The following is a 20487-nucleotide window of genomic DNA, read 5'->3' on the forward strand; positions in this document are numbered from 1 at the left end:
GGGTAAAGCAGCCCGCCGTCAGCACCGCCAGATCGTCCATCAGCGCCCCGTGGCGATGCACATCCCCGATGAAGCCCCCGCCTCCGCCTACCATGCCCAGCTTTAATTTCATACTGTTGCACCTCGTTTCATTTCATCAACTTATTTGTGTATAAAGCGACAGCCCGATGCCCCATGTTTTTGAAGCACCGGACTGTCCATCAGAAGGAAGAAGAATAGAAGAACGCGATCTAGTGATGAAAAGAGATTTAAAAGGTTTTGCCGTATACCATCTGACTATACTCGTCCACATTGTCGGCGGTGACGAGTTCAAACGGCGAGATGATGCGCTTTTCCTTGATTTCATCTCCATTAAAGATTTTTTCAAGCATAAGGATGGCGTTTTCCGCTTGCACAATGCCGTTATACAGCATCGAGCCGGTCATTTCGCCGTCCTTGATGGCCTGCATACCGTCCTCGGTGGCGTCGACGCCGCATATGACGACGCCTTCCAAACGGTTTGCGGCTTTCATGGCCTGAATCGCGCCCAGCGCCATCTGATCGTTCGCGGATACCACGCCGTCGATTTGCGGATATGCCTGCAGCCAGTCCTGCATGATTTTCATGCCTTCCTCACGCTCAAAATTGCCGCTTAGTTCAGCCAGTACCTCCACGTCGTCCCGGTCAAAGTTCTCGAAAAAACCTTGATGACGCAGCGTGGAGTGATTCAGGCCGGGCGTGCCGGCGAGATAAACGATTTTTGCGTTTTCAGGCAGCGCTTCGTTGAAAAATTCCGCTTCCGCTTGACCGCATTGGTAGTTGTCCGAGCCGATATAAATAAAATCGCCGCCCGCCGCATCGCAAATCAGGCAGATAACAGGAATGCCCGCCTCGTTTGCGGCTTCGATACCGGGGACAATGGCTTCATAGTCCACTGCTTCGATCACAATCGCGTCTACTTCGGAGGCGATAAAGGTATCGACCTGCTGGATCTGCTTAAAGGTATCCAAGTTGGCGTCGGCCGTTGTGACGGACCAGCCCTTTTCGCCCGCTTGCTGGACAAATTGATCCATCGTATACTTGCAAAAAACATCGGTATCCGCCATATTGGTAAAGCCGATGGTGTAGCCGCCGGTCTTTTCTTCGCCGCCTGCCGCGCCGTCGCTCTCGGCGGCGCTGTCGCCGCCGCAGCCGCTGACCATTGCCATCATGATGGCGCCTGCTAACAGTACTGCAATTCGCTTCCGCATGGTCTTTTTCATTTTTTCTCCTCCTCATGGATGAATCCGGTGCTTCTTTTTACTTCTTTTTACGCATGACCAGAGATTTGCTTTTGATATCCATAATAACCGCCAAAGCGATAATCAGGCCACGAACAATCTGCTGCCAGTAGGAAGAAACGGATTTGAGGTTCATAATGTTATCCAGCACGCCGACGATCAGACAGCCGACGAGCGTGCCTTGCACGCTGCCAAGCCCGCCCGTAAAGCTGGTCCCGCCCACGATGGCCGCCGTGATAGCGTCCATCTCGTAATTTAAAGCGCCTGCGGGCTGGCCGGAATTGATGTACGACATCAATACGATGCCGGCTGTCGCGGTCAGGATGCCCATGATAAAATAGGTAAGGGTGACCGTTTTGCGCACACTGATGCCGGAGGCGATCGCCGCTTGTTCATTGCCGCCGCAGGCATAAATGTGGCGGCCGAAACGCAGCCGGTTCAGCAGCAGCCAACAGCATGCAAACGCAAGAATCATGATAACGACCGGCATGGGGAGCGTGCCGAAGAGCGAGCCTTGGCCAATGAACCGAAAAGCGTCGCCCATACCGGATACCGGCACGGCGTTGGTCAGAAGCAGCACCGCGCCGCGCGCGACCTGCATGGTAGCAAGCGTGATAATGAACGCTGGGATTTGGAAATACGAAATGACAAAGCCGTTGATAATGCCGCAAATACCGCCGATTAAAACGCCGGCGGCAATGCCGAAGAACAGGTTTCCGGTCTGGCTGACGACCATGCAGGCGATACAACCGCAAAGCGCCATCACAGAACCGACCGACAGATCGATTTTGCCGAGAATCAGCACCATGGTCTGGCCAAAGGCCACAAGCGCCACGATGGACATGCTTTTAATGACGTTCGTGAGATTGCGCGGCGTTAAAAACGCGGGGCTGGCAACAGCGGAAATTACAACAAGCGCCAGTAAAATAAAAAACATACCGTATTTTAAGTATAGGGCTGCAAAAGAAAAACTGCTTTTTTCAGGTTTGTTTTTGCCCATAGTTGCTCACTCCCTGTATCCTTCATTCATGACCGCGTATTTCATGATTTTTTCCTGCGTCGCTTCGCTGCGGCTGAGCTCGCCCGTGATCTTGCCCTCGTGCATGACCAGCACGCGGTCGCTCATGCCCAGAATTTCGGGCAGTTCGGAGGAAATCATCAAAATAGCAAGGCCCTTGCCGGCGAGCTCACACATCATCCGATGGATCTCCGCCTTGGCGCCGACATCGATGCCGCGCGTCGGCTCGTCCAGAATAAGCAGTTGCAAATCGCGCATCAGCCACTTGGCGAGCACCACCTTTTGCTGATTGCCGCCCGATAGGCTGGAAACGACGTTTTCGGCGGAAGAGATTTTGATCAGCAGACGCTCGACCATTTGGCGCACCCTGCTCTTTTCCTTTTCCAAATTCAAAAAGCCGCCGGACTCTATCTGCTCTAAGGCGGCCAAGGAGACATTTTCCCGGATCGGGCGGCAAAGCACCAAGCCTATCTCCTTGCGGTCTTCGGGCACGTAAGCGATACCCGCCGCGATCGCGTTTCGTGTATTGCGTATGACCAACGGTTTGCCGTTCATAAATATTTCGCCCGTATCAAATTTGTCCAGTCCAAAGATGGCGCGTGAGACCTCTGTGCGGCCCGCGCCGACCAGACCGGATAAACCAAGGATCTCGCCTTTTCGCAGAGAAAAGCTGATATTTTCAAATACACCCTTGCTGGTCAGTCCTCGCACCTCGAAAACGGTTTCGCCGATCGGCACCTCGAATTTTGGGAATACATCTTTAATCTCGCGGCCCACCATCTGATTGATCAGCGATTCCATGGTGAAGCTTTCCCGCGGCGCGCTTTCGATCATCACACCGTCTCGCAGCACGGTGATATCGTCCGCGAGCGCAAAAATCTCGTCCATTTTATGCGTGATATAGATCACCGCGACATTTTTTGCTTTTAAATCTTCGATTTGGCGGAAAAGGATGGCTACCTCGTCGTCGGTCAATGCGGAAGTGGGTTCGTCCATGATAACGACCGAAGCGTTTCTAGAGATCGCTTTCGCGATCTCGATCAGTTGTTTGCCGGCTAGGCTGAGCTCGCCCATCGTCGTATGCGGGTCGTAAGCGATATCCATTTTAGTTAAGATGTTTTGCGTATCCTGATACATCTTTTTAAAATGAACAAATTTTCCGCCCGGTCCGACGCATGGCTCGCGGCCAAGAAAAATATTTTCGGCAATGGTCATGTATGGCTCCGGGTTTAGCTCTTGATGGATCATGGAGATGCCGAGTTCCAGACTCTTTTGCGGCGTCAGATCGGATATTTCCGCGCCTTTGTACCAAATTCGGCCTGCATCCGGCGCGTGCAGACCTGAAATGATCTTCATGAGCGTCGACTTGCCGGCGCCATTTTCGCCCACCAAAGCATGAACGGTACCGGTGTGCAGTTCAATATTGACTCCTTCGAGGACAGGCACGCCGGAAAAGCTTTTTTTAATATTTTCTAATTTGAGTATGCAGCTGTGGTCTCCCATTTTACCACCTCCGGTTTCATACAACTTTTTGCGTCGCTTTGCTGGAAGGAGCGCGGGTTGTCGCAAAAACAAATACAAATTTTCAAAAACAAGTGGGCGCTTATTTAACCTAGCTTTGAGTTGTTCAAATTATATATCCAAACTACACATATGTCAACGAATATTTACGTATAATTTGTTTATTTTATCTTAATTACAATGATGCATATAGAGTTTTGTCTAAATTATATATATTTTTGTACCATACAACTTTGAAGAACAAAGAAAAAGGGAGACGAAAACAGTTCTTGTTGAAAATGCGAAAAACTATTGCTGAATCCTTAAGATTGGTGTATGATACCCATATAAAATGTGCGAGGTGATGGATGTGTCCGCTGGTTTTAAGTACATACAACTTGCTGGGCAGCTGCGCGAAGAAATCTATTCCGGGGCATTAAAACCCGGCATGCGTCTTTATTCTGAGCCAAAGCTCGCACAAATGTATTCGCTTAGCCGCCAAACCGTGCGTCAAGCCATTACGATGCTGCAGGAGGAGGGATTGGTGACGCGGTCCCGTGGCAGTGGAACCTATGTAACCGATCATTTTAGACCATCGCAGGCCCCCTCCAACAAGAATATCGGGATCATTATGACCTATGTGGATGATTATATTTTCCCCTCGATCTTAAATGGCATCAACAGCTACTTGTCCACACAAAACTATACAATTAATCTGCATATCACCGCCAATAAGCGGATCGATGAAGAACGCATTTTGCGGTCGGTACTGGAATCGCCGCCGGATGGCTTGATCATAGAGCCGACCAAAAGCGGGCTGGTCAACACCAACCAGCGCCTATACGACAAGCTAATCCGGCAAATCCCCAGCGTGATGGTAAATTGCTATTACCCCACGGTGAGCTGCCCTGCCGTTATGCCGGATAATATAGAGGGAATGAAGCTTGCGGTCGAGAATCTGATCGCTCATGGTCATACACGCATTGCCGGGGTATTCAAGCAGGACGATCTGCAGGGGCATCTTCGCTTTGCCGGATATGCCAACGCGCTGCAGGCGCACGAGCTTTCCGTGAACGATGATTGGCTCATGTGGTACGCCACGGAAGAGTTTGATTCTGTTTTTTCAGGGCCCGGGGAGCAAACGATTTTGCGCATTTTGCGGGAATGCACGGCGGTAGTGTGCTATAACGATCAATTAGCCCTGCTGTTTATCCGCTTTCTGCGCGCGCACGGTTTGTCGGTACCGAAAGACGTTTCCATTGTCAGTTTTGATGATTCTATGCTGTCCACTGTGGATGTACCTCTTACCTCTGTCGTGCATCCCAAGCAGCTGGTGGGGCAAAAAGCGGCGCAAAATCTTTTACAGCTCATTCGGGATCCGACTTTTAAGCCCGGCTATCAATTTCCGCCGATCCTTGTGGAACGCGAATCGGTGCGGGACCTGACTTGACCGGTCGGGCGTACAAAGCGCCAAACATAAAAAGACCCCGTATCAACTTGTGTTGATACGGGGTCTCAGCGTGTCAAAGAATCCCTCGCGCCGCAGCGCATATAAAATAGGATTTTGCCGCAAGCGGCAAAATCCATAAAATCCGGGAGCATGTATCTCGGATTTTATACAAACCGACTTCAAGTGTGCCTGTAAGGCGCGCGCAGAAGCCGGAATTCTCGATCGAAATGGGGCTTTGTTTCGATCGACAGGCTGTCAAAACTTGTATTTTGACAGCCTGAGATCCCGCATCAACTTGTGTTGATACGGGATCTTTTTGTTTTGCTTACGGTCAGTCGATGATCTTTACGCTTTCGATAATGGGCTGGTTTTCCGGCAGAACGGTGCCGTTGTTGTCCTCAACGGGCGCGTCCTTGCAGATCTGGTCGACGATTTCCATGCCTTCGGTCACATGGCCGAAGCCGGCGTAGTCGCCGTCCAGAAAGTCGCTGTCCGACTGCACGATGAAAAACTGCGAGCTGGCGCTGTCCGGGTCGCCCGCACGCGCCATCGAGATCGTGCCGCGCACGTGCGAAATATCGTTTTGCACGCCGTTGTTTGCAAATTCGCCCTTGATGTTTTTATCCGAGCCGCCCGTGCCGTCGCCCTTGGGGTCGCCGCCTTGGATCATGAAGCCGTCCATGATGCGGTGGAAGGTCAAGCCGTCGTAAAAACCGGACTCGGCCAGATCGATAAAATTCTGCACCGTGATGGGCGCGGTGTCGCCATCCAGTTCGACCTTGATGGTGCCGTAGTCCTTTACCGCGATTTCCGCGTGGTGCGTACCAATGGGATCGGCAGACGGGTCTTCGGTTTCCGTTTTGTCTTCGGGCGCGGAACCGAATTCACAGCCGCCGAGCGCCAGAAGCGCCACAAGGCCAAGGGCGAGCAAATGTTTCTTTTTCATGGGGTAATTCTCCTCTGTTTTTTACACGTAAAAATTTCTGTAACTGAATATAGCATAAATATCCGGACAATACAACCCGCGCTTTTGCCCGAACCCGCGCTTTTGCCCGAACCCGCGATTATCTATGCGACGCAAATGCGGAGCGGGCAAATCAAGCGCCATGCGCAACCGCAGCGGCGAAACTCTGCCGGAAACCATTGCGTAAGAGATAGGAAGCGGGACGAGGCAAAGCTTTGCTGCCCCTTACGAGTAACGCCCCGGTCGAAGAGACCGGAGCGTTGCTAGTAGATGCCGAATCGATCAAGCGAAAACGCCAAGGTGCTCCAGCAGGATTTTAATGCCCATCAGGATCAGCACGATACCGCCGAAAAGCTCGGCCCGCGCCTGATATTTCGCGCCGAATACATGACCGGCCTTAACGCCGATTGCGGAAAGGACAAATGTGGTAAGTCCGATGAACAGAACCGCCGGTACGATATCGACCTTTAAAAACGCGAACGTGACGCCGACGGCGAGCGCGTCGATGCTGGTGGCGACGGCGAGAGGCAGCATAACGCCCGGTGAAAACGAATCGTTCGCGCACGTTTCTTCGGGCGAGCGGGCTTCGCGTACCATATTGCCGCCGATCATCGCGAGCAGCACAAAGGCGATCCAGTGATCGACGCCCGCGATCAGCCCCTGAAAGCGCACGCCCACAAGAAAGCCGATCAGCGGCATCAGCGCCTGAAAGCCGCCGAAATACGCGCCCGCGCAAAACGCATGCCGCAGCGATAGCTTTTGCACCGAAAGTCCCTTACAGATCGACACGGCAAACGCATCCATCGACAGGCCGACGGCGATCACAAACAGTTCCCACAGTCCCATGTTAGCCCCCATGACAACGCCTCGCGGGCGTTATTTCAATGCGGTCTACTATATCACCTCGCGCGTGCAAAGTCAAGATGCGGGGCGGTCGTTTTCGTCGGAGCCGTCGTTCTTCGATTTTTTGCGGCGGCGCAGATGCACCGTCACGGCCAGCGCGATCGCGGCGATCAGAAGCAGCGGCCATATCGTGACCGCAAACAGCACCGTGCCGCGCAGGAAAGAGCCAAAGCCGCCAAGGCCGCTCGCGGCGGCGCGCTTCAACTGCGCGCCAAAGCCCGCGCCCTCGCTCACGGCGGTAAGCGACTGCACCTCACGCAGACGCAGCGTGATCGTGGAATAATCCACAAGGCTGTCATAGGCGCGCTTTTGGCCGGTCAGGCTGTCGATCTCGTATTCGGTTTCGGCCAAGGCGTTTTCAAGCGCAATGATGTCCTCCATCTTACCGGCTTGATCGAGCAGGGCAAGCAGGCGCTCGTGCTTGGTGTTCTGGGTGGCGAGGCGCGTTTCCAGATCGGCGTATTGCTCGGCGATGTCGTCGGCATATTGCTGCGAATCGACCACGTGGCACTGTTCACCGACAGAGGCGAGGAAGCTTTCAAATTTTTCCTGCGGCACGCGCACCACATAGTCGGCATAGCGCGAACCGGTCTCGCCGCCGGTGCCGCTGGATTCGTAGTAACCGCCGGCTTCGTTCGTCAATTTGTCGATCGCCGCGGCGGACGCGGAAAAGTCCTCTGTTTCGAGCGAAAGCTCGGCGCGCAGGATCAGCTTGGCATTTTCGCGGCGCGCGGCAAAGGAGCCGGCGGAGCTGCTGTCCATCTGCGCGCCCGCTTCGGGGGATTGTTCACTCCAGCCGTCGTCCATGGCCGTGCTGTCCATGGTCACGCCTTCGCCCGGACTCGAAGAGGCGGCACCGCCGCAACCGGCCGCCGTCAGCAGCAAAGCGGCGGTCAGGCCGATCAATGCCAATCTCTTTTTCATCTCAAACACCCTTTCTATCCTAATGGATGTTTGTTAGACGAGGATCATTCTGGCGGTGTTCCCGACTTTTTCCGTTTTGTAAACAATTCTTTGCAGCCGACATACAGCAGAAAAACGCCGAATAAGCGCCGCAGCCATCGCACATCGATCATGGCGGCGCCGAACGCCGCGAGAATGGAGGCCGGCACGCCCGCGATCACGCCCCATTTGACCGCCTGCCACTCGACCAGCTTGTTTTTGATGTGCGAAACAAGGGCGGCGGGCGCGCACGCGACAAAGTACAAAAGGTTTATCCCGCCCGCGCGGTACTGGGATACCCCGGCAAATAGGGTCAGGTAAAGCAGCAGCAGCGATCCGCCGCCGATGCCGAAGCCCGACAGCACGCCGGTTGCCAGACCGATTAGGATAGCAAGAAAAATCGTCACAGCAGCAGCACCGCCCGTACGCCGCCGTACAGAATAAGCAGGCCGAACACCCGGCGCAGCCACACCATATCGACTTTTTGAAAAATCCTGCCTGCGATGACGCCGCCGATCGCGCCGCCGATCAGATAGGGCCAGGCGGTGGCAAAATCAAGGCCGCCGCGTATCCAATAAATCACGGCTGAAACGATCGAAAGCGGCAGGATGACCGCGACCGAGGTCGCAAACGCGCGCCGCTGCTCCAGCTTCGTCCACCCGGCCAGCAGCGGGACAAGGAACAGGCCGCCGCCCGCGCCGAAAAAGCCGTTGGCCGCGCCGGCAAGCGCGCCGGTAACAGCGTATTTTGCGGTATTTTTCATAAAAAACCCCTCCGGCGGTAGCATGCGCCGGAAGGGTTTTGATTATGCGGTATTTACCAAATGTGCAAGAACTGCTGCATGCCGAGGCTGACGCACGCAATGCCGATCCAGCAGACCAGCCCCATAAAGATGGGCTTGCCGCCGGTACGGATCAGTTTTTTCAAATCGGTGTTCAGGCCGATCGCCGCCATGGCCATGACGATAAAGAATTTGGACAGCGTTTTAAAAGGAGCAAATACCGCCGCGCTGACGCCTGCCGTCACGCTAACGGTCGTAATGACCGAGGCAAGCACGAAAAACAGGATAAAGAACGGGAAAATCTTCTTCAGGTCGAAGCTGCCGCTCGTCGTCCCGTCTATCTTTTTCGCCTTTGCCGTGCGCCAAAAAGCGAGAAACAGCGTGATCGGAATGATGGCGAGCGTACGCGTCAGCTTGACGATGGTCGCGCCATCCAGCGCGTTCGCGCCGGGATGCAAGCCGTCCCACGCGGCGGCCGCCGCCGTGACGGAGGACGTATCATTCACCGCGGTGCCCGCGAACAGCGCAAAGCCGTGGTTCGTCAGGCCAAGCGCACCGCCCAGCGTCGGGAAGATCAGCGCCGCGATCACGTTAAACAGGAAAATAACCGAAATAGCCTGCGCGATCTCTTCGTCATCCGCGCCGATAACGGGCGCGGTGGCCGCGATAGCCGAGCCGCCGCAGATCGACGAGCCCACGCCGACCAGCGTAGAGATATTACCGGGCATTTTTAACGCCTTGCATAGAATAAAGGATAGGATAAGCGAGGTCGAGATGGTCGATACAATAATGGGGAGCGACTGCGCGCCGACCTTGGCGATTTCCGATAGATTGAGGCCAAAGCCGAGCAGTACAACCGCGTATTGCAGGATTTTTTTCGAGGTGTATGTAACGCCCGGCCGCACCTGCTCGCTCTGCTGCCAAACAAGCGACAGCCCCATGCCGATCAGGATGGCGAACACCGGCCCGCCGATCACGGGCGCCAGCTTACCCAAAAACCATGCAGGCAACGCGATGATGAAGCAAAGCAGCAGCCCCATGCCGTTTTTTTGGAGAAAGCCGACGCGCTCCGGCTGCAACATAAGCTCTTCTTCCTGCGCCGCTTCCCCCTGCTGAACTGTTTCCATTGGTGGGTACCCCCTTCAATACTTTTTGTTTCCATCCTCAGTATAGTACGATCAATCGATAATGTAAAATTATCAATCTTTATAAATGGATAAATTTATGTTATGATTAAACGAGGAGGATGGAGCTATGCTGGATTTTCGTGTCGATACATTTTTGGCGGTATGCCGCTGCCAGAGCTTTACCAAAGCGGCGGAGGAGCTGCACATCACGCAACCCGCGGTCTCGCAGCATATCCATTGGCTGGAGAGCGCGTACGGCGCGCGCTTTTTTGCGTGGCAGGGCAAACGGATGGAGCTGACCGAGGCCGGCCGCCTATTCCTGCGCGCCGCGACCACCATGCGGGACGACGCGCTGCACCTGAAGATGGAGCTTGGATCGCTCGCGGACCGGGGGCGGCGGCTAACGTTCGGCGCGACGCTGACGGTGGGCGAATATGTGATGCCCCGCGCGCTGGCCCGCCTGCTTGAGCGGGAACCCGGCGCGGAAGTGCGTATGCAAGTCGCCAACACAGCGGAGCTGCTGCAAAAGCTGGACAATGGCGAGATCGACTTTGCCATTGTCGAAGGCTTTTTTGAAAAAAACGAGTACGATCATCTGCCCTACCGCACCGAGCGCTTTGTACCGGTCGCGTCGCCGGGGTTTGTCTTTCAAAAGCCGGTGCGCGAGCTGGGCGATCTGCTCGGCGAGCGCCTGCTCACGCGCGAGCTGGGCTCGGGCACGCGTGAAACGCTGGAGCGCCGCCTGCGTGAAAGCAACTTGACCGTGGCGGATTTTCGCCGTGTGGCGGAGATCGGCAGTTTAAACGCGATCAAAACATTGGTTCGCGCGGGCTGCGGCGTTTCCTTCCTGTATGAGCCGACCGTACACGGCGAACTACAAACGGGCGAGATATGCGAAATACCGCTTGCGGATTTTTCGGTCACACACGATTTTACCTTTCTGTGGCGCAAAAACAGCGCGTTTGCGGACGAGCACCGCGCGGCGTACGCGCTGCTTCAGGAATAAAAAAGCAGCGGCCGGTAAAAACCGGCCGCCGCACAGACTGTCAAAAAAGTATTTTTGACAGTCTGTCGATCGAAACAAAGCCCCATTTCGATCGAGAATTCCGGCTTCTGCGCGCGCCTTACAGGCACACTTGAAGTCGGTTTGTATAAAAACCGAGATACATGCTCCCGGTTTTTATGAATTTTGCCGCAAGCGGCAAAATCCTATTTTATGCGCGCTGCGGCGCGAGAGGGTTCTTTGACAAGCTGAGCAGCGGCCGGTAAAAAAAACGGCCGCCGCAGAGTTTGTAAAAATGCTTTTTTCTTTATTCTATCGAAAAAAGGCCTCATCTCAATCGAGTGCGCCGGGGCGGCGCGCGGCTTTTTTATCAGGCGGTCGGCTCGCCGGTCTCCGCGCGGTAGACGGCAATAGCGATGGCTAGATCCAGCACACAGGAGCCCACGCTCTCGTACATGGTGATCTCAGCATGGTCAGAGCGGCCGGGGAGCTTGCCTGCCAGCAGATCCCCCACGCTGCCGCGCACCTTGTCGCGGGTGATCAGGCCCTTTTCAAAGGGGATCAGGATATCGCCCGCGGCGGCCCACAGGCCGTCCACATGCTCGGTGACGACGAAGCTCGCCTTTTGGACCGCTTCCTCCGCAATCTCCTGCATGAAGGGCGTAAAGGAGCCGATGGCGTTGAGATGCGTTCCGGGTTGAAGCGCGTCCGCGTCAAAGACCGGCTTGCGGGAAGGGGTCACGGTGCTGACGATGTCGGAGCCGGCCACGCACTCGTTGCCGCTGCCGCATGGGATGATTTGGTAGGGGCGGTTCTGCACCGCGGCGATTCGCGAAGCGAAGGCGTCCATCCGGTCCGCGGCCATGTCGAATACGCGGAGTTCCTCCAGCTCCCGAACTTCCTGAATGGCCAGCACTTGGGTAAACGCCTGCGTCCCTGTGCCGACGATCCCCAAATGGCGGGCATCCTTTCTGGCCAGCAGATCGGTGGCCACGCCAGCGCCAGCGCCCGTCTTCAGAGCGGTGAGGTGGTTTGCGCCGATGAGCGCCAGCTGCTCGCCGTTGATTGCGGAGAAGAGGCTGATGGTGGACTGGTCGGTGGGCATCCCGTGCTTGGGATTGTCCGGAAAGACAGCGGAGAACTTGAAGCCGAAGAAGGGCTGCTCCGTGCAGACGGCCGTCAGCCATTGGCCGGAGCTCTCCCCCCGGCCAAGGGGCATGGCGATGCGGCCGCCGGGGTACATCTCGCCCTTGCCGCAGGCAAGGTGGGCATCCCGCACGGTGGCTAGCGCCGTCTTCATATCAATGGCAGCCGCCGCTTTTTCTTCCGGGATGACAATCATATGCTTCATGGTATTTCGGTCCTTTCTGACGCTTGCTCGCGCCAGCCGGAGAGCGCGCCGGCCGACGGAGAAAAACGTTTGACGGGTGGTTAAGGTTCATTGGCCCGGTCGGCAGCAATGCAATCCTTGTTGAGGTCCATCCAGACGTCGCAGTTGTTGCTCCCCAGCTTCTGGGGGTTAAAATAGGGATCCTCAACGCCGGCCTTGCGCTGGTCCATATAGTCGACGTAAACCTTCTTGACGGTGGGTAGAAGAACGCGGCGCCAAGCATGCCGCCGAAGGCTGCACGGGGGCCAAAGGAACTGCTGAAAATCAGGGCGATGGTGGAGGGAATGTTACTGGCGTTGCCGATCAGGACGATAATGGTGACGATTAGATAGCCGATGGTACAAAAGAGCGCGAAGATCACGGCCATTACTTTGCTAAGCCCCTTGGGCATGCCGTGCCCCATGGGTCTCCGTTTTGGGACTACCGGTAAAGAATCATCTCCTCTCTGTCCTGAAAGATCTCGATCTCCTTTGCTCCGGCGAGCTTTGCGAAGTCCGTTTCCGATACGTTGAGCACAGGGATAACCTGATTGTAAAAGTGTCGGCAGATCATGGGGCCGGTCAGGATCACGGGATCGGTATAGACGTTGATGATCGCGCCGGGAGCGGTGCCGATGCGAAGCATCTCCATCAGCACCAGTCCCGCGCCGCTGCTGCCCCGCCCGAAGGGAAACGCAAACGCCTTGCCGGTGATGTTCTCCCGGTAATTGGGATGGCGGTAATCGGAGATCGTACCGCTTTGGATATCGACACCGCCGACAAAGCTGAAGGATTCCCCGGAGGAGACCAGCGGCAGCCGGGCGGACGCGGCAATGACGTTTCTGCATTTCAAAGTGATTTGTTCCATAGCTGCCCTCCCCGAACGACGCTTCCCGAAACCGCTGTTTCGACGCAATCCCTCAGGTTGCCGAACACCGGGTGGATTCCAACTTTATTGAAGCAATAGGTTCCGAACTTGCCGGAGTTCGTCATGATGGATTTTGTGCCCCAGACCGCAGTGGGATATTCCATTGTGCATCCGTCCACAAACACCTGCACGCCAAGCGCTTTGATGCGGTCCAGCAGGCCGCTGGCCTCGGTCGTACCATAGTTCGAGCGGCTGGTGAATACCCACATCGCCGTCTTGGGATAGATGTGCCGTCCGGCCAGCAGCCGTTCCAGATCCTGAAATTCCGCGCAGGAGAAGTGGGGGCAGCCCAGAGACACCAGATCGATAGGGCCCTGCTGGTCGGCGTTGCACAGCGCGGCCTCGGCCTCCTGAAGCTCCTTGAGCCCGATGGTGACCACCTGCCGGGGCGCTTTGCCGTTGAAAGCCTGTTCCAGAGTCTGCGCCTCGGGCGTAATGCCGATCAGATGAACTAGCGTGATGCCGCCGGAGGACGCCGCCGTGGCGCAGAACTGCTTAAGGTTGTCCAGCGTCAGATTGCGCCTCGGTATGCCCTGCAGGGCCCATACGCGGCTTCCCACAATCTTTCCGTAGGCGAAGGCCACATAACTAAACATGCTGGGATCGTCGAACATCTCCTCGGTAATCTCGTCGCTCAGGACCACCAGTCCCTCCGCGTACCGGTTCTCTGTTTTGTGGAGCCCAAAATTCGGAGCCCGTCCGGCAATGCCGCACAAAAGCTCCAGCGGGCCGGCATAGCGGTTGGTGCGGGCGCCGACGATGGAGTTCATAAAACAGATGACGTTGGATTCTGCGCACGCCACCTGCGCGCCGAACGCCGGGGAAAAACCCGTTTGATAGGGGGCACAGGTCCAGGTGGGGATGGCGCCCATGCGGAGGTGGGACGCCTCGATGCGGCGGGTAGCCGCCATGCAGGCCGCGTCCTGTTTTTGGAGATCCCAGCGCTGCATGTCCAGCGCGCAGGCATTGGTGGTCGTGGGAACGGCGAATTTTGCGCCGAGACCAGCCAGATGTTCTGCGAAGGCAACCTGCGCCTCGCCGAAATATACCGTGCTGTCGTCGTGACAAGCGGTGATTTCCACAAAATCCTCTGCGCCGTAATAGTCTCCCAGATCGCAGAGGACCCGCATTGCCATCCGGACGGCTTCCCCATGCTTGCCGTCCAGCAATTCCCGCTCATATTCGGTTAGCTTCATGTCGTGCCCCTTCCTGTGTCAAATGGCTGCTTTTGCTTCTATATGACGCATTATAAAGGAGGAAAATGCAAAAAAACACTCATGTTCTGCACAAGATATTGGGAATGAAATTGTGCAAATCAAGACAGGCATTTTAAAAGGGAGACCACTTGCGAAAGTGGTATGCGGATGTATGGAGCCACTTTGGCTGCGGCGTTCAAAAAATAACATGCAATGTTTGGTCAGCCGTATTATAATAGTTACGGTAGAACAAACGGGGGAGGGGAAAAGAAAATGGGCCTCAAGTATCAGGCGCTTGAGAACGCTCTGGAGGATATGATTTTCTCCGGGGAAGGCGTTTCGCCCAACGGGCGTTTTTTGAGCGAACGGCGGCTTTCGGAGCTGTTTCAGGTCAGCCGCGCCACCGTCCGCAAGGCTATCGACGTTCTGTGCAAGCAGGGGGAGCTCGTTCAGATTCACGGGAGCGGCACCTTTGTCAAGGACATCCGCAAGACACAGCCGCTGGATTCCATCACCCGGTGTTCGCAAAATTACGCGGAGATGGGATTTTGCCCTCACAACCGGGAGCTGGAGCGCTCCACGATCCCGGCCAGTAAACATATCGCGAAGTGTTTGCAGGTTGCCGCGGGCTCCCCGGTGCTCTGCGTCAGAAAGCTGTTTATGGCGGACCGGATGATTTTTAACGAGTCGATCTCCTACATCTCGGCGGTCAACTTCCCGGGGATCGCGCAAATGGATTTTTCCGCGACGCCTATGTTGGAGATTTTTCGGGCGAACTACTGCGCTCATGCGAAAAGAACGGATCACGCCATGGAGGCGGTCCTTCCGCCACGCGAGGTCTCCGCGCATCTGCAGATTCCGCCGCAGACGCCGGTTCTGCTCTTCGAGTCCGTGTCCAGTGGAATCATGGACGGGCGCTTCATCCCGTTTGAATATTTTAAGACCTATTACCGGACGGATTTTATCCGCTTTGGCTACTCGCAGGAGCATGAGGCCATCGACTTTTCCGCGGAAGCGCCCTAGGCGCGAAGGTTCTTTGACAAGCTAAGGGCCCGTTGCAGAATAAAGCGATTCTGCAACGGGCCCTGTCTTAGTGACGCAATGTGAAATTATTTGGTCGCCCAGTTGCCGGTGGCGAGGGCGGAGAGGTACGCGTTGATGAACCCGTCGATATCGCCGTCCATGACAGCGGAGATATTGCCGTTTTCAAAGCCGGTGCGCGTGTCCTTGGCAAGGGTATAGGGCATGAACACATAGGAACGGATCTGGCTGCCCCATTCGATCTTTTTCTGATCGCCCTTGATGTCGGAGATTTTATCGAGGTGCTCGCGCTCCTTGATCTCGACCAGCTTGGAACGAAGCATACGCAGACAGTTGTCCTTGTTCTGGAACTGGCTGCGCTCGGTCTGGCAGGATACGACGATGCCGGTGGCGTGATGGATCAGCCGCACGGCGGAAGAGGTTTTGTTGATGTGCTGGCCGCCCGCGCCGGAGGAGCGGAACACCTGCATTTCATAATCCTCGGGCTTAAGCTCGAAATCAGCCGAATCATCCTCGATATCGGGCACGACCTCGATCGCGGAGAACGAGGTATGGCGGCGGCCCGAGGAATCGAACGGCGAAATGCGCACCAGACGGTGCACGCCGTTTTCTCCCTTGAGGTAGCCGTAGGCGTTTTCGCCCTCGATCAGAATATCGGCGGACTTCAGGCCGGCCTCGTCGCCGTCCTGATAGTCCATGATCTTGTAGGTGAAGCCGTGGCGCTCGGCCCAGCGGGTGTACATGCGGTAAAGCATTTCGCACCAGTCCTGCGCTTCGGTGCCGCCCGCGCCCGCATGGAAGGAAACGAGGGCGTTGTTGTGATCGTATTCGCCGGTCAGCAGGGTGGAGAGCTTTTGCTCGGCCATGCCCTTTTCCAGCTCGTCATAGCCGCTTTGCAGTTCTTCGAGCATGGATTCGTCGTTTTCTTCGATCGCCATCTCGCAGATGGTGAGCAGATCGTCGCGAAGCGTTCGCAAATGGTCGTACGCTTCGATCTTGCCCTTCAAAGCGCCCAGACGGGAAACGACCTTCTGGCTCTTTTCCGGGTCGTCCCAAAAGCCGGGCTGAGAGCTTTTCAGTTCAAGCTCTTCGACCTCGCGCGCGGCCTGTTCCAGACCGAGGTTGCCGCGCAGCTCTTCCAGCTGGGGGGCAAGGTTTACCAGCTTTACTTTGTATTCCTCAAATTGCAGCATGCGGATGCTCCTTACATTTAGAACTTTCGATTCCTTTTATTATATCCGAAACACAGCGTATTGTCAAAGGAAAGGAAAAAATTGAATTCATCGGCACGATATAGTATAATCATTGCATATTGACGCGGCGATTATACGACAGGGGGTGAGACGATGGGGAAAACAGCGGCACGCCGCTTAGGGGCGTATGCGCTGCTGCACTTTTTTGTCGACTTTGCGTGTATCCTGCTGCTTTGCGGCCCTGTGCGGCAGGAACTGCAAACGCACGCGGAGTGGGCGCTTTGCATGCTGCTCTATAACGGCTGTGCGTTCGCGCTGCAAATGCCCTTCGGCGTGTTGGCGGACCATGTGCGAAACGACCGGCTCACCGCCGCTCTGGGCATGCTGCTGGCCGCGATCGCATGGCTTATGCCGGTTATACCGGGGGTGGAACGGTGCGCGATAGCGGGCATCGGCAACGCGCTGTTTCATGTCGGCGGCGGGCGGTATGCGCTTGCGTACGGTTCGGGCCGCGCCGCCGCGCCGGGTATTTTTGTTTCAACCGGCGCTGTCGGCGTGTGGCTGGGCGTGTGGGCTGCGCGCGGCGGGCTTTGGCCGTATGATTGGACGCGGCTCGCCGTCGGCTTGACAATGCTTGCGGCTGCGTTTCTGGTATACTGGAAAGCCGATGCGGCGGAACCGTCCGTTGCCGCGCCGTCCGCGCCCGCGCGCTGGCCGCGCACCGGCGCGGCGGGGCTTTGCCTGCTATTGACCGTGCTGCTGCGTTCCTTTTTGGGCGGGCTGACCGCTTTCCCTTGGAAGACCGGCGCGCTGAGCTTTGCTTGCGTGCTGTGTGTGGCGGCCGGCAAGGCGGCTGGCGGTCTGCTGGGCGACCGGTGCGGCTTTGCGCGCACCTCGGCTCTGGCGCTGTGCGCGGCGGCGGCGCTGTTTTTGCCCGCGTTTTCTGTTCCGGCGGCCGGGCTGTTCGCGGTCCTGCTCTTTCAAACGTCCATGCCGCTCACGCTTTCGGCGCTCACTCGGTTGGTTGGTCTGCAAAACCGGGGATTTGCGTTCGGCATGGCGACGTTCGCCATCTTCCTCGGCACGCTGCCCGATCTGCTGGGCGTGGCGGATGCGTTTTGCACGCCGGCCGCGCTGGCCGCGGGCACGCTGCTTTCGCTCGCCCTGCTGCTGCCGGGTCTGGGTTTGGGGTTTGCGCGCCGCCGCGAGGAAACCGCATGACGGGAATCCTGCTGCGTTCGCTCGCCGTTACGCTGCTCATTGAAACGCTCGCGGCGCTGCTGCTTGGCCTGCGCCGCCGGCACGCGTTGACCGTGGTTTGGCTGATGAATCTGGTCACCAATCCGCCGGTGGTTTTTGCGGTCACGCTGTGCCGCAAGCTGTGGCCGGTCTACGCGCCGCCGGTCACGGCGCTATGCGAAGTGCTGGCCGTGGCTGCGGAATATGCATTGCTGCGGCGCTGTGTGCCACTTTCGCGCCGCCGCGCGGCGGTGGCAGCGGTGGCTTTGAATTTGGCGTCTTATTTGGCCGGATGCTTGCTGTCAGTCTAATCTTCAGGGGGGAATATGAAAAAATGCAACAAACCCGCCGCTTTTGAGCTGGCGTTCTACCTACGCACCGATCATATGCTTTCCTTTGTTGCGGTACTATGGTTATATAGGCACAGGCAAAGGCGGCTATTTGCAAAGTAATCGATGATAAAATAGGGGGATTTGGAAATGAGACATCTGGGGAAAAGACTGCTGTTCGCGGCGTTGCTGCTGGTTATGGCCATCGTGCCCGCGCTGGCGGACGCGGCGGTAGACGAATTTTGGGAATATGCTTATCAAGTGGATTACGACTGCTATGTCGCTTCACCGGACGGCATCGGCTTAAATTTCCGCCATGGCGCGGGTTCGGAGTACGGCAAGGTGTTCGACAGCCCGATCCCGATGGACACCAAACTGCATATTTCGCAGGAGACCGTTTCGAGCAAGGGCTCCAAATGGGGCTATACGACGTATAACGGCGAGTACGGCTGGGTATATCTGGCTGAAACGACCACCACAAAGCCCGCGTCCGCCGCGGATGACTTTTGGTCGCGCGCGTACGAGGTGGACTATACCGCCTATGTCAACTCGCCGGACGGTATCGGCGTGAACTTTCGCTCCGGGCCGGACTCGTCCTACGGCAAGGTGCTGGACGACCCGATCCCAATGAAGACCGCCCTGCATATCGAGCAGGAAACGACCTCGGTCAAAAACTCGAAATGGGGCTATACGGCGTATAACGGCCAGCATGGCTGGGTGTACTTAGCCGAATTGACGACCGAGAAGCCCGCCGGCGCGCCCGCGCAGACCCCGGCGGCGGAACCGGCTTCCACCGAACCTGCTGAACCCGCCGATCCCGCGCCCACGGCGGAGCCAGACGACGTCGCACCGGTCCATCCCATACCCGTCGCGGACGAGCAGCCTGCCCAGCAGCCCGACACGCCGCTCACTCTGGCGATCATCGCCATCGTGATCCTTGTGATCGCCGTCACGGCGCTGTTGCTTCTATTGCTGAGAAAAAATAAAACAAAGTCTTGACAAACCGGTATCTTTTGCATATAGTAGGACAGGTAATCAAAATGATTTCCACGATATAAAAGGGAGTAGCTCACGCGGCGGCGCCGCGTGGGGCGGTGTCGTCAATCTCGGCCGGAACTTTTTCGGCCCGTACCGTTCCGTAAGTAGCGAGACTTTTATTGCAGCCTGAAACTGCAATGAAAGTCTCGTTTTTTTTGTTCTGGAAATACTTTTAAAGGGGTCGTATCATTATGCTGTCTTTTGTTTTACTGATCGTAGGCTTCACGCTGCTCGTCTGGGGGGCGGACAAGTTCGTCGCGGGCGCGTCCGCGCTCGCGCGCCGGCTGGGGGTGCCCGCGCTGATCGTCGGCCTGACTGTCGTCGCCTTTGGCACGTCCGCGCCCGAACTGGCCGTCAGCGTGACCGCCGCCTTAAAGGGCGCGAACGAGATTGCGGTCGGCAACGTGCTGGGTTCCAACATCTTTAACCTTTTGGTAGTGGCCGGTCTGTCTGCGGTGCTGTGCCCGCTGGTGGTCGACCGTGACATCCTGCGGCGCGATTGGCCGCTCTCCATCGCGGCGGCGGGGCTGCTTACCGTGATGCTGCTGTTCGGCGGCGGCATCACGCGCTGGGAAGGTCTGCTGCTGCTCGTGCTGTTCGTGTGGCTGATGATCGTGCAGGTGCGCCCGGCGCTCCGCAACCGCGCGGTATCCGCGCCAAGCGGGGCGGAAGAGCTGGCCGAAGCCATGCCGCCCGTGATGATCGGCGTCAACATCGTGCTGGGCCTGATCTGCATCGTTATGGGCGGCCAGCTTTCGGTAAACGGCGCGACCGGCATCGCCCGCATGTTCGGCCTTTCCGAAACGCTGATCGGCCTGACCATCGTTGCCATCGGCACCAGCCTGCCCGAGCTCGTCACCTCGCTCGTCGCCGCGAAGAAGGGCGAGAACGATATCGCGATGGGCAACGTCATCGGCTCCAACCTGTTCAATATTTTGCTCATTCTAGGCGCGTCCGCGTTGATCAGCCCGATCACCGTACTGCCCACCGCCGTGATCGACAGCGCGATCTTGACGATTTTGTCCATCGCGTTCCTGCTGCCCGCAATGAAGGGCAAAATGTCGCGCCCGGTAGGCGCCGTGATGGCGCTTTGCTATGTCGGCTTCACCGCGTACCTGATCATGCGCTCCGCCATGTAACGCCGTTTACAAAAAATTTGTTTGTTCCGCTCGCGTTCTGTGATATAATAAGATGATTATATATGGAGT

General features: G+C 56.7%; 21 protein-coding genes. 7 read left to right on the plus strand and 14 right to left on the minus strand.

What is annotated here, in order from left to right; genetic code table 11:
- Positions 1-248: 248 nt before the first annotated feature.
- From NE562_RS06090 to NE562_RS06100, 3 genes are read right to left on the minus strand one after another with little or no spacing between them, the layout of a single operon-like run.
- Positions 249-1241 carry a sugar ABC transporter substrate-binding protein gene (locus NE562_RS06090; protein WP_280961521.1) on the minus strand — a complete coding sequence of 331 codons (993 nt, stop codon included), beginning with the start codon at positions 1239-1241 and terminating at the stop codon, positions 249-251.
- Between the two features lie 37 nt (positions 1242-1278).
- The gene (locus NE562_RS06095; RefSeq protein WP_280961522.1) at positions 1279-2259 is read right to left on the minus strand and encodes an ABC transporter permease; all 981 of its coding nucleotides are present in this window, start codon (positions 2257-2259) and stop codon (positions 1279-1281) included.
- 6 nt (positions 2260-2265) lie between these two features.
- Positions 2266-3780, minus strand: coding sequence for a sugar ABC transporter ATP-binding protein (locus NE562_RS06100; protein ID WP_280961523.1), 1515 nt, complete (start codon positions 3778-3780; stop codon positions 2266-2268).
- 349 nt (positions 3781-4129) lie between these two features.
- On the opposite strand from NE562_RS06100, the gene NE562_RS06105 reads away from it, so the two are divergent.
- Entirely contained in the window at positions 4130-5227 is a 1098-nt protein-coding gene (locus NE562_RS06105; protein WP_280961524.1) for a GntR family transcriptional regulator, read from the plus strand.
- A 331-nt stretch (positions 5228-5558) separates the two neighbouring features.
- Here NE562_RS06105 and NE562_RS06110 read toward each other — a convergent pair whose 3' ends face one another.
- From NE562_RS06110 to NE562_RS06135, 6 genes are all read right to left on the minus strand, one after another.
- Complete coding sequence (locus NE562_RS06110; protein WP_280961525.1) at positions 5559-6173, minus strand: peptidylprolyl isomerase; 615 nt, start codon at positions 6171-6173, stop codon at positions 5559-5561.
- Between the two features lie 300 nt (positions 6174-6473).
- A complete protein-coding gene (locus tag NE562_RS06115; RefSeq protein ID WP_280961526.1) occupies positions 6474-7037 on the minus strand; it encodes a manganese efflux pump MntP family protein in 564 nt (187 codons plus the stop codon).
- A gap of 72 nt (positions 7038-7109) precedes the next feature.
- The gene (locus NE562_RS06120) at positions 7110-8018 is read right to left on the minus strand and encodes a DUF4349 domain-containing protein (RefSeq protein ID WP_280961527.1); all 909 of its coding nucleotides are present in this window, start codon (positions 8016-8018) and stop codon (positions 7110-7112) included.
- Between the two features lie 44 nt (positions 8019-8062).
- Complete coding sequence (locus tag NE562_RS06125; RefSeq protein ID WP_280961528.1) at positions 8063-8443, minus strand: TSUP family transporter; 381 nt, start codon at positions 8441-8443, stop codon at positions 8063-8065.
- The gene (locus NE562_RS06130) at positions 8440-8799 is read right to left on the minus strand and encodes a sulfite exporter TauE/SafE family protein (RefSeq protein ID WP_280961529.1); all 360 of its coding nucleotides are present in this window, start codon (positions 8797-8799) and stop codon (positions 8440-8442) included. The genes NE562_RS06125 and NE562_RS06130 overlap by 4 nt, the downstream gene beginning before the upstream one ends.
- A 53-nt stretch (positions 8800-8852) precedes the next feature.
- Positions 8853-9899 carry a YeiH family protein gene (locus NE562_RS06135; RefSeq protein ID WP_280961611.1) on the minus strand — a complete coding sequence of 349 codons (1047 nt, stop codon included), beginning with the start codon at positions 9897-9899 and terminating at the stop codon, positions 8853-8855.
- A gap of 172 nt (positions 9900-10071) precedes the next feature.
- On the opposite strand from NE562_RS06135, the gene NE562_RS06140 reads away from it, so the two are divergent.
- On the plus strand, positions 10072-10950 hold the full coding sequence (locus tag NE562_RS06140) for a LysR family transcriptional regulator (protein WP_280961530.1): 879 nt from the start codon (positions 10072-10074) through the stop codon (positions 10948-10950).
- Positions 10951-11317: 367 nt separating this feature from the next.
- Here NE562_RS06140 and NE562_RS06145 read toward each other — a convergent pair whose 3' ends face one another.
- From NE562_RS06145 to NE562_RS06160, 4 genes are read right to left on the minus strand one after another with little or no spacing between them, the layout of a single operon-like run.
- Complete coding sequence (locus tag NE562_RS06145) at positions 11318-12298, minus strand: ornithine cyclodeaminase family protein (protein WP_280961531.1); 981 nt, start codon at positions 12296-12298, stop codon at positions 11318-11320.
- Entirely contained in the window at positions 12249-12740 is a 492-nt protein-coding gene (locus NE562_RS06150; RefSeq protein ID WP_280961532.1) for an alanine:cation symporter family protein, read from the minus strand. Before NE562_RS06150 ends, NE562_RS06145 begins: the two co-directional genes overlap by 50 nt.
- A gap of 17 nt (positions 12741-12757) precedes the next feature.
- Positions 12758-13183, minus strand: a complete 426-nt coding sequence (locus NE562_RS06155; protein ID WP_280961533.1) for an aconitase X swivel domain-containing protein — start codon at positions 13181-13183, stop codon at positions 12758-12760.
- A complete protein-coding gene (locus tag NE562_RS06160) occupies positions 13165-14439 on the minus strand; it encodes an aconitase X catalytic domain-containing protein (RefSeq protein ID WP_280961534.1) in 1275 nt (424 codons plus the stop codon). Before NE562_RS06160 ends, NE562_RS06155 begins: the two co-directional genes overlap by 19 nt.
- 273 nt (positions 14440-14712) lie before the next feature.
- Here NE562_RS06160 and NE562_RS06165 point away from each other — a divergent pair, with 273 nt between their 5' ends.
- Positions 14713-15462 carry a GntR family transcriptional regulator gene (locus tag NE562_RS06165; RefSeq protein WP_280961535.1) on the plus strand — a complete coding sequence of 250 codons (750 nt, stop codon included), beginning with the start codon at positions 14713-14715 and terminating at the stop codon, positions 15460-15462.
- An 86-nt stretch (positions 15463-15548) separates the two neighbouring features.
- Here the strand turns inward: NE562_RS06165 and prfB are convergent, their stop codons facing one another.
- A complete protein-coding gene (gene prfB / locus NE562_RS06170; protein ID WP_280961536.1) occupies positions 15549-16673 on the minus strand; it encodes a peptide chain release factor 2 in 1125 nt (374 codons plus the stop codon).
- Positions 16674-16826: 153 nt separating this feature from the next.
- Here prfB and NE562_RS06175 point away from each other — a divergent pair, with 153 nt between their 5' ends.
- From NE562_RS06175 to NE562_RS06190, 4 genes are all read left to right on the plus strand, one after another.
- Positions 16827-17894 (plus strand): hypothetical protein, encoded by a 1068-nt coding sequence (locus NE562_RS06175; RefSeq protein WP_280961537.1) that lies wholly within the window; start codon positions 16827-16829, stop codon positions 17892-17894.
- Complete coding sequence (locus NE562_RS06180; protein ID WP_280961538.1) at positions 17891-18223, plus strand: hypothetical protein; 333 nt, start codon at positions 17891-17893, stop codon at positions 18221-18223. Before NE562_RS06175 ends, NE562_RS06180 begins: the two co-directional genes overlap by 4 nt.
- Before the next feature lie 168 nt (positions 18224-18391).
- On the plus strand, positions 18392-19240 hold the full coding sequence (locus NE562_RS06185) for a hypothetical protein (protein WP_280961539.1): 849 nt from the start codon (positions 18392-18394) through the stop codon (positions 19238-19240).
- A 230-nt stretch (positions 19241-19470) separates the two neighbouring features.
- Positions 19471-20418: a calcium/sodium antiporter gene (locus NE562_RS06190; protein ID WP_280961540.1), complete on the plus strand. Its 948-nt coding sequence runs from the start codon at positions 19471-19473 to the stop codon at positions 20416-20418.
- The last annotated feature ends 69 nt before the right edge of the window (positions 20419-20487 follow it).

Origin of the sequence: Butyricicoccus faecihominis (assembly GCF_024462775.1) — a bacterium.
Classification (GTDB): domain Bacteria; phylum Bacillota; class Clostridia; order Oscillospirales; family Butyricicoccaceae; genus Agathobaculum; species Agathobaculum faecihominis_A.

What these genes read in the sequence shown, in the direction of transcription:
- NE562_RS06090 (WP_280961521.1), bottom strand. Translation starts at nt 1,241, where the DNA reads ATGAAAAAGACCATGCGGAAGCGAATTGCAGTACTGTTAGCAGGCGCC.
- NE562_RS06095 (WP_280961522.1), bottom strand. Translation starts at nt 2,259, where the DNA reads ATGGGCAAAAACAAACCTGAAAAAAGCAGTTTTTCTTTTGCAGCCCTA.
- NE562_RS06100 (WP_280961523.1), bottom strand. Translation starts at nt 3,780, where the DNA reads ATGGGAGACCACAGCTGCATACTCAAATTAGAAAATATTAAAAAAAGC.
- NE562_RS06105 (WP_280961524.1), top strand. Translation starts at nt 4,130, where the DNA reads ATGTGCGAGGTGATGGATGTGTCCGCTGGTTTTAAGTACATACAACTT.
- NE562_RS06110 (WP_280961525.1), bottom strand. Translation starts at nt 6,173, where the DNA reads ATGAAAAAGAAACATTTGCTCGCCCTTGGCCTTGTGGCGCTTCTGGCG.
- NE562_RS06115 (WP_280961526.1), bottom strand. Translation starts at nt 7,037, where the DNA reads ATGGGACTGTGGGAACTGTTTGTGATCGCCGTCGGCCTGTCGATGGAT.
- NE562_RS06120 (WP_280961527.1), bottom strand. Translation starts at nt 8,018, where the DNA reads ATGAAAAAGAGATTGGCATTGATCGGCCTGACCGCCGCTTTGCTGCTG.
- NE562_RS06130 (WP_280961529.1), bottom strand. Translation starts at nt 8,799, where the DNA reads ATGAAAAATACCGCAAAATACGCTGTTACCGGCGCGCTTGCCGGCGCG.
- NE562_RS06135 (WP_280961611.1), bottom strand. Translation starts at nt 9,899, where the DNA reads ATGTTGCAGCCGGAGCGCGTCGGCTTTCTCCAAAAAAACGGCATGGGG.
- NE562_RS06140 (WP_280961530.1), top strand. Translation starts at nt 10,072, where the DNA reads ATGCTGGATTTTCGTGTCGATACATTTTTGGCGGTATGCCGCTGCCAG.
- NE562_RS06145 (WP_280961531.1), bottom strand. Translation starts at nt 12,298, where the DNA reads ATGAAGCATATGATTGTCATCCCGGAAGAAAAAGCGGCGGCTGCCATT.
- NE562_RS06150 (WP_280961532.1), bottom strand. Translation starts at nt 12,740, where the DNA reads ATGGGGCACGGCATGCCCAAGGGGCTTAGCAAAGTAATGGCCGTGATC.
- NE562_RS06155 (WP_280961533.1), bottom strand. Translation starts at nt 13,183, where the DNA reads ATGGAACAAATCACTTTGAAATGCAGAAACGTCATTGCCGCGTCCGCC.
- NE562_RS06160 (WP_280961534.1), bottom strand. Translation starts at nt 14,439, where the DNA reads ATGAAGCTAACCGAATATGAGCGGGAATTGCTGGACGGCAAGCATGGG.
- NE562_RS06165 (WP_280961535.1), top strand. Translation starts at nt 14,713, where the DNA reads ATGGGCCTCAAGTATCAGGCGCTTGAGAACGCTCTGGAGGATATGATT.
- prfB (WP_280961536.1), bottom strand. Translation starts at nt 16,673, where the DNA reads ATGCTGCAATTTGAGGAATACAAAGTAAAGCTGGTAAACCTTGCCCCC.
- NE562_RS06175 (WP_280961537.1), top strand. Translation starts at nt 16,827, where the DNA reads ATGGGGAAAACAGCGGCACGCCGCTTAGGGGCGTATGCGCTGCTGCAC.
- NE562_RS06180 (WP_280961538.1), top strand. Translation starts at nt 17,891, where the DNA reads ATGACGGGAATCCTGCTGCGTTCGCTCGCCGTTACGCTGCTCATTGAA.
- NE562_RS06185 (WP_280961539.1), top strand. Translation starts at nt 18,392, where the DNA reads ATGAGACATCTGGGGAAAAGACTGCTGTTCGCGGCGTTGCTGCTGGTT.
- NE562_RS06190 (WP_280961540.1), top strand. Translation starts at nt 19,471, where the DNA reads ATGCTGTCTTTTGTTTTACTGATCGTAGGCTTCACGCTGCTCGTCTGG.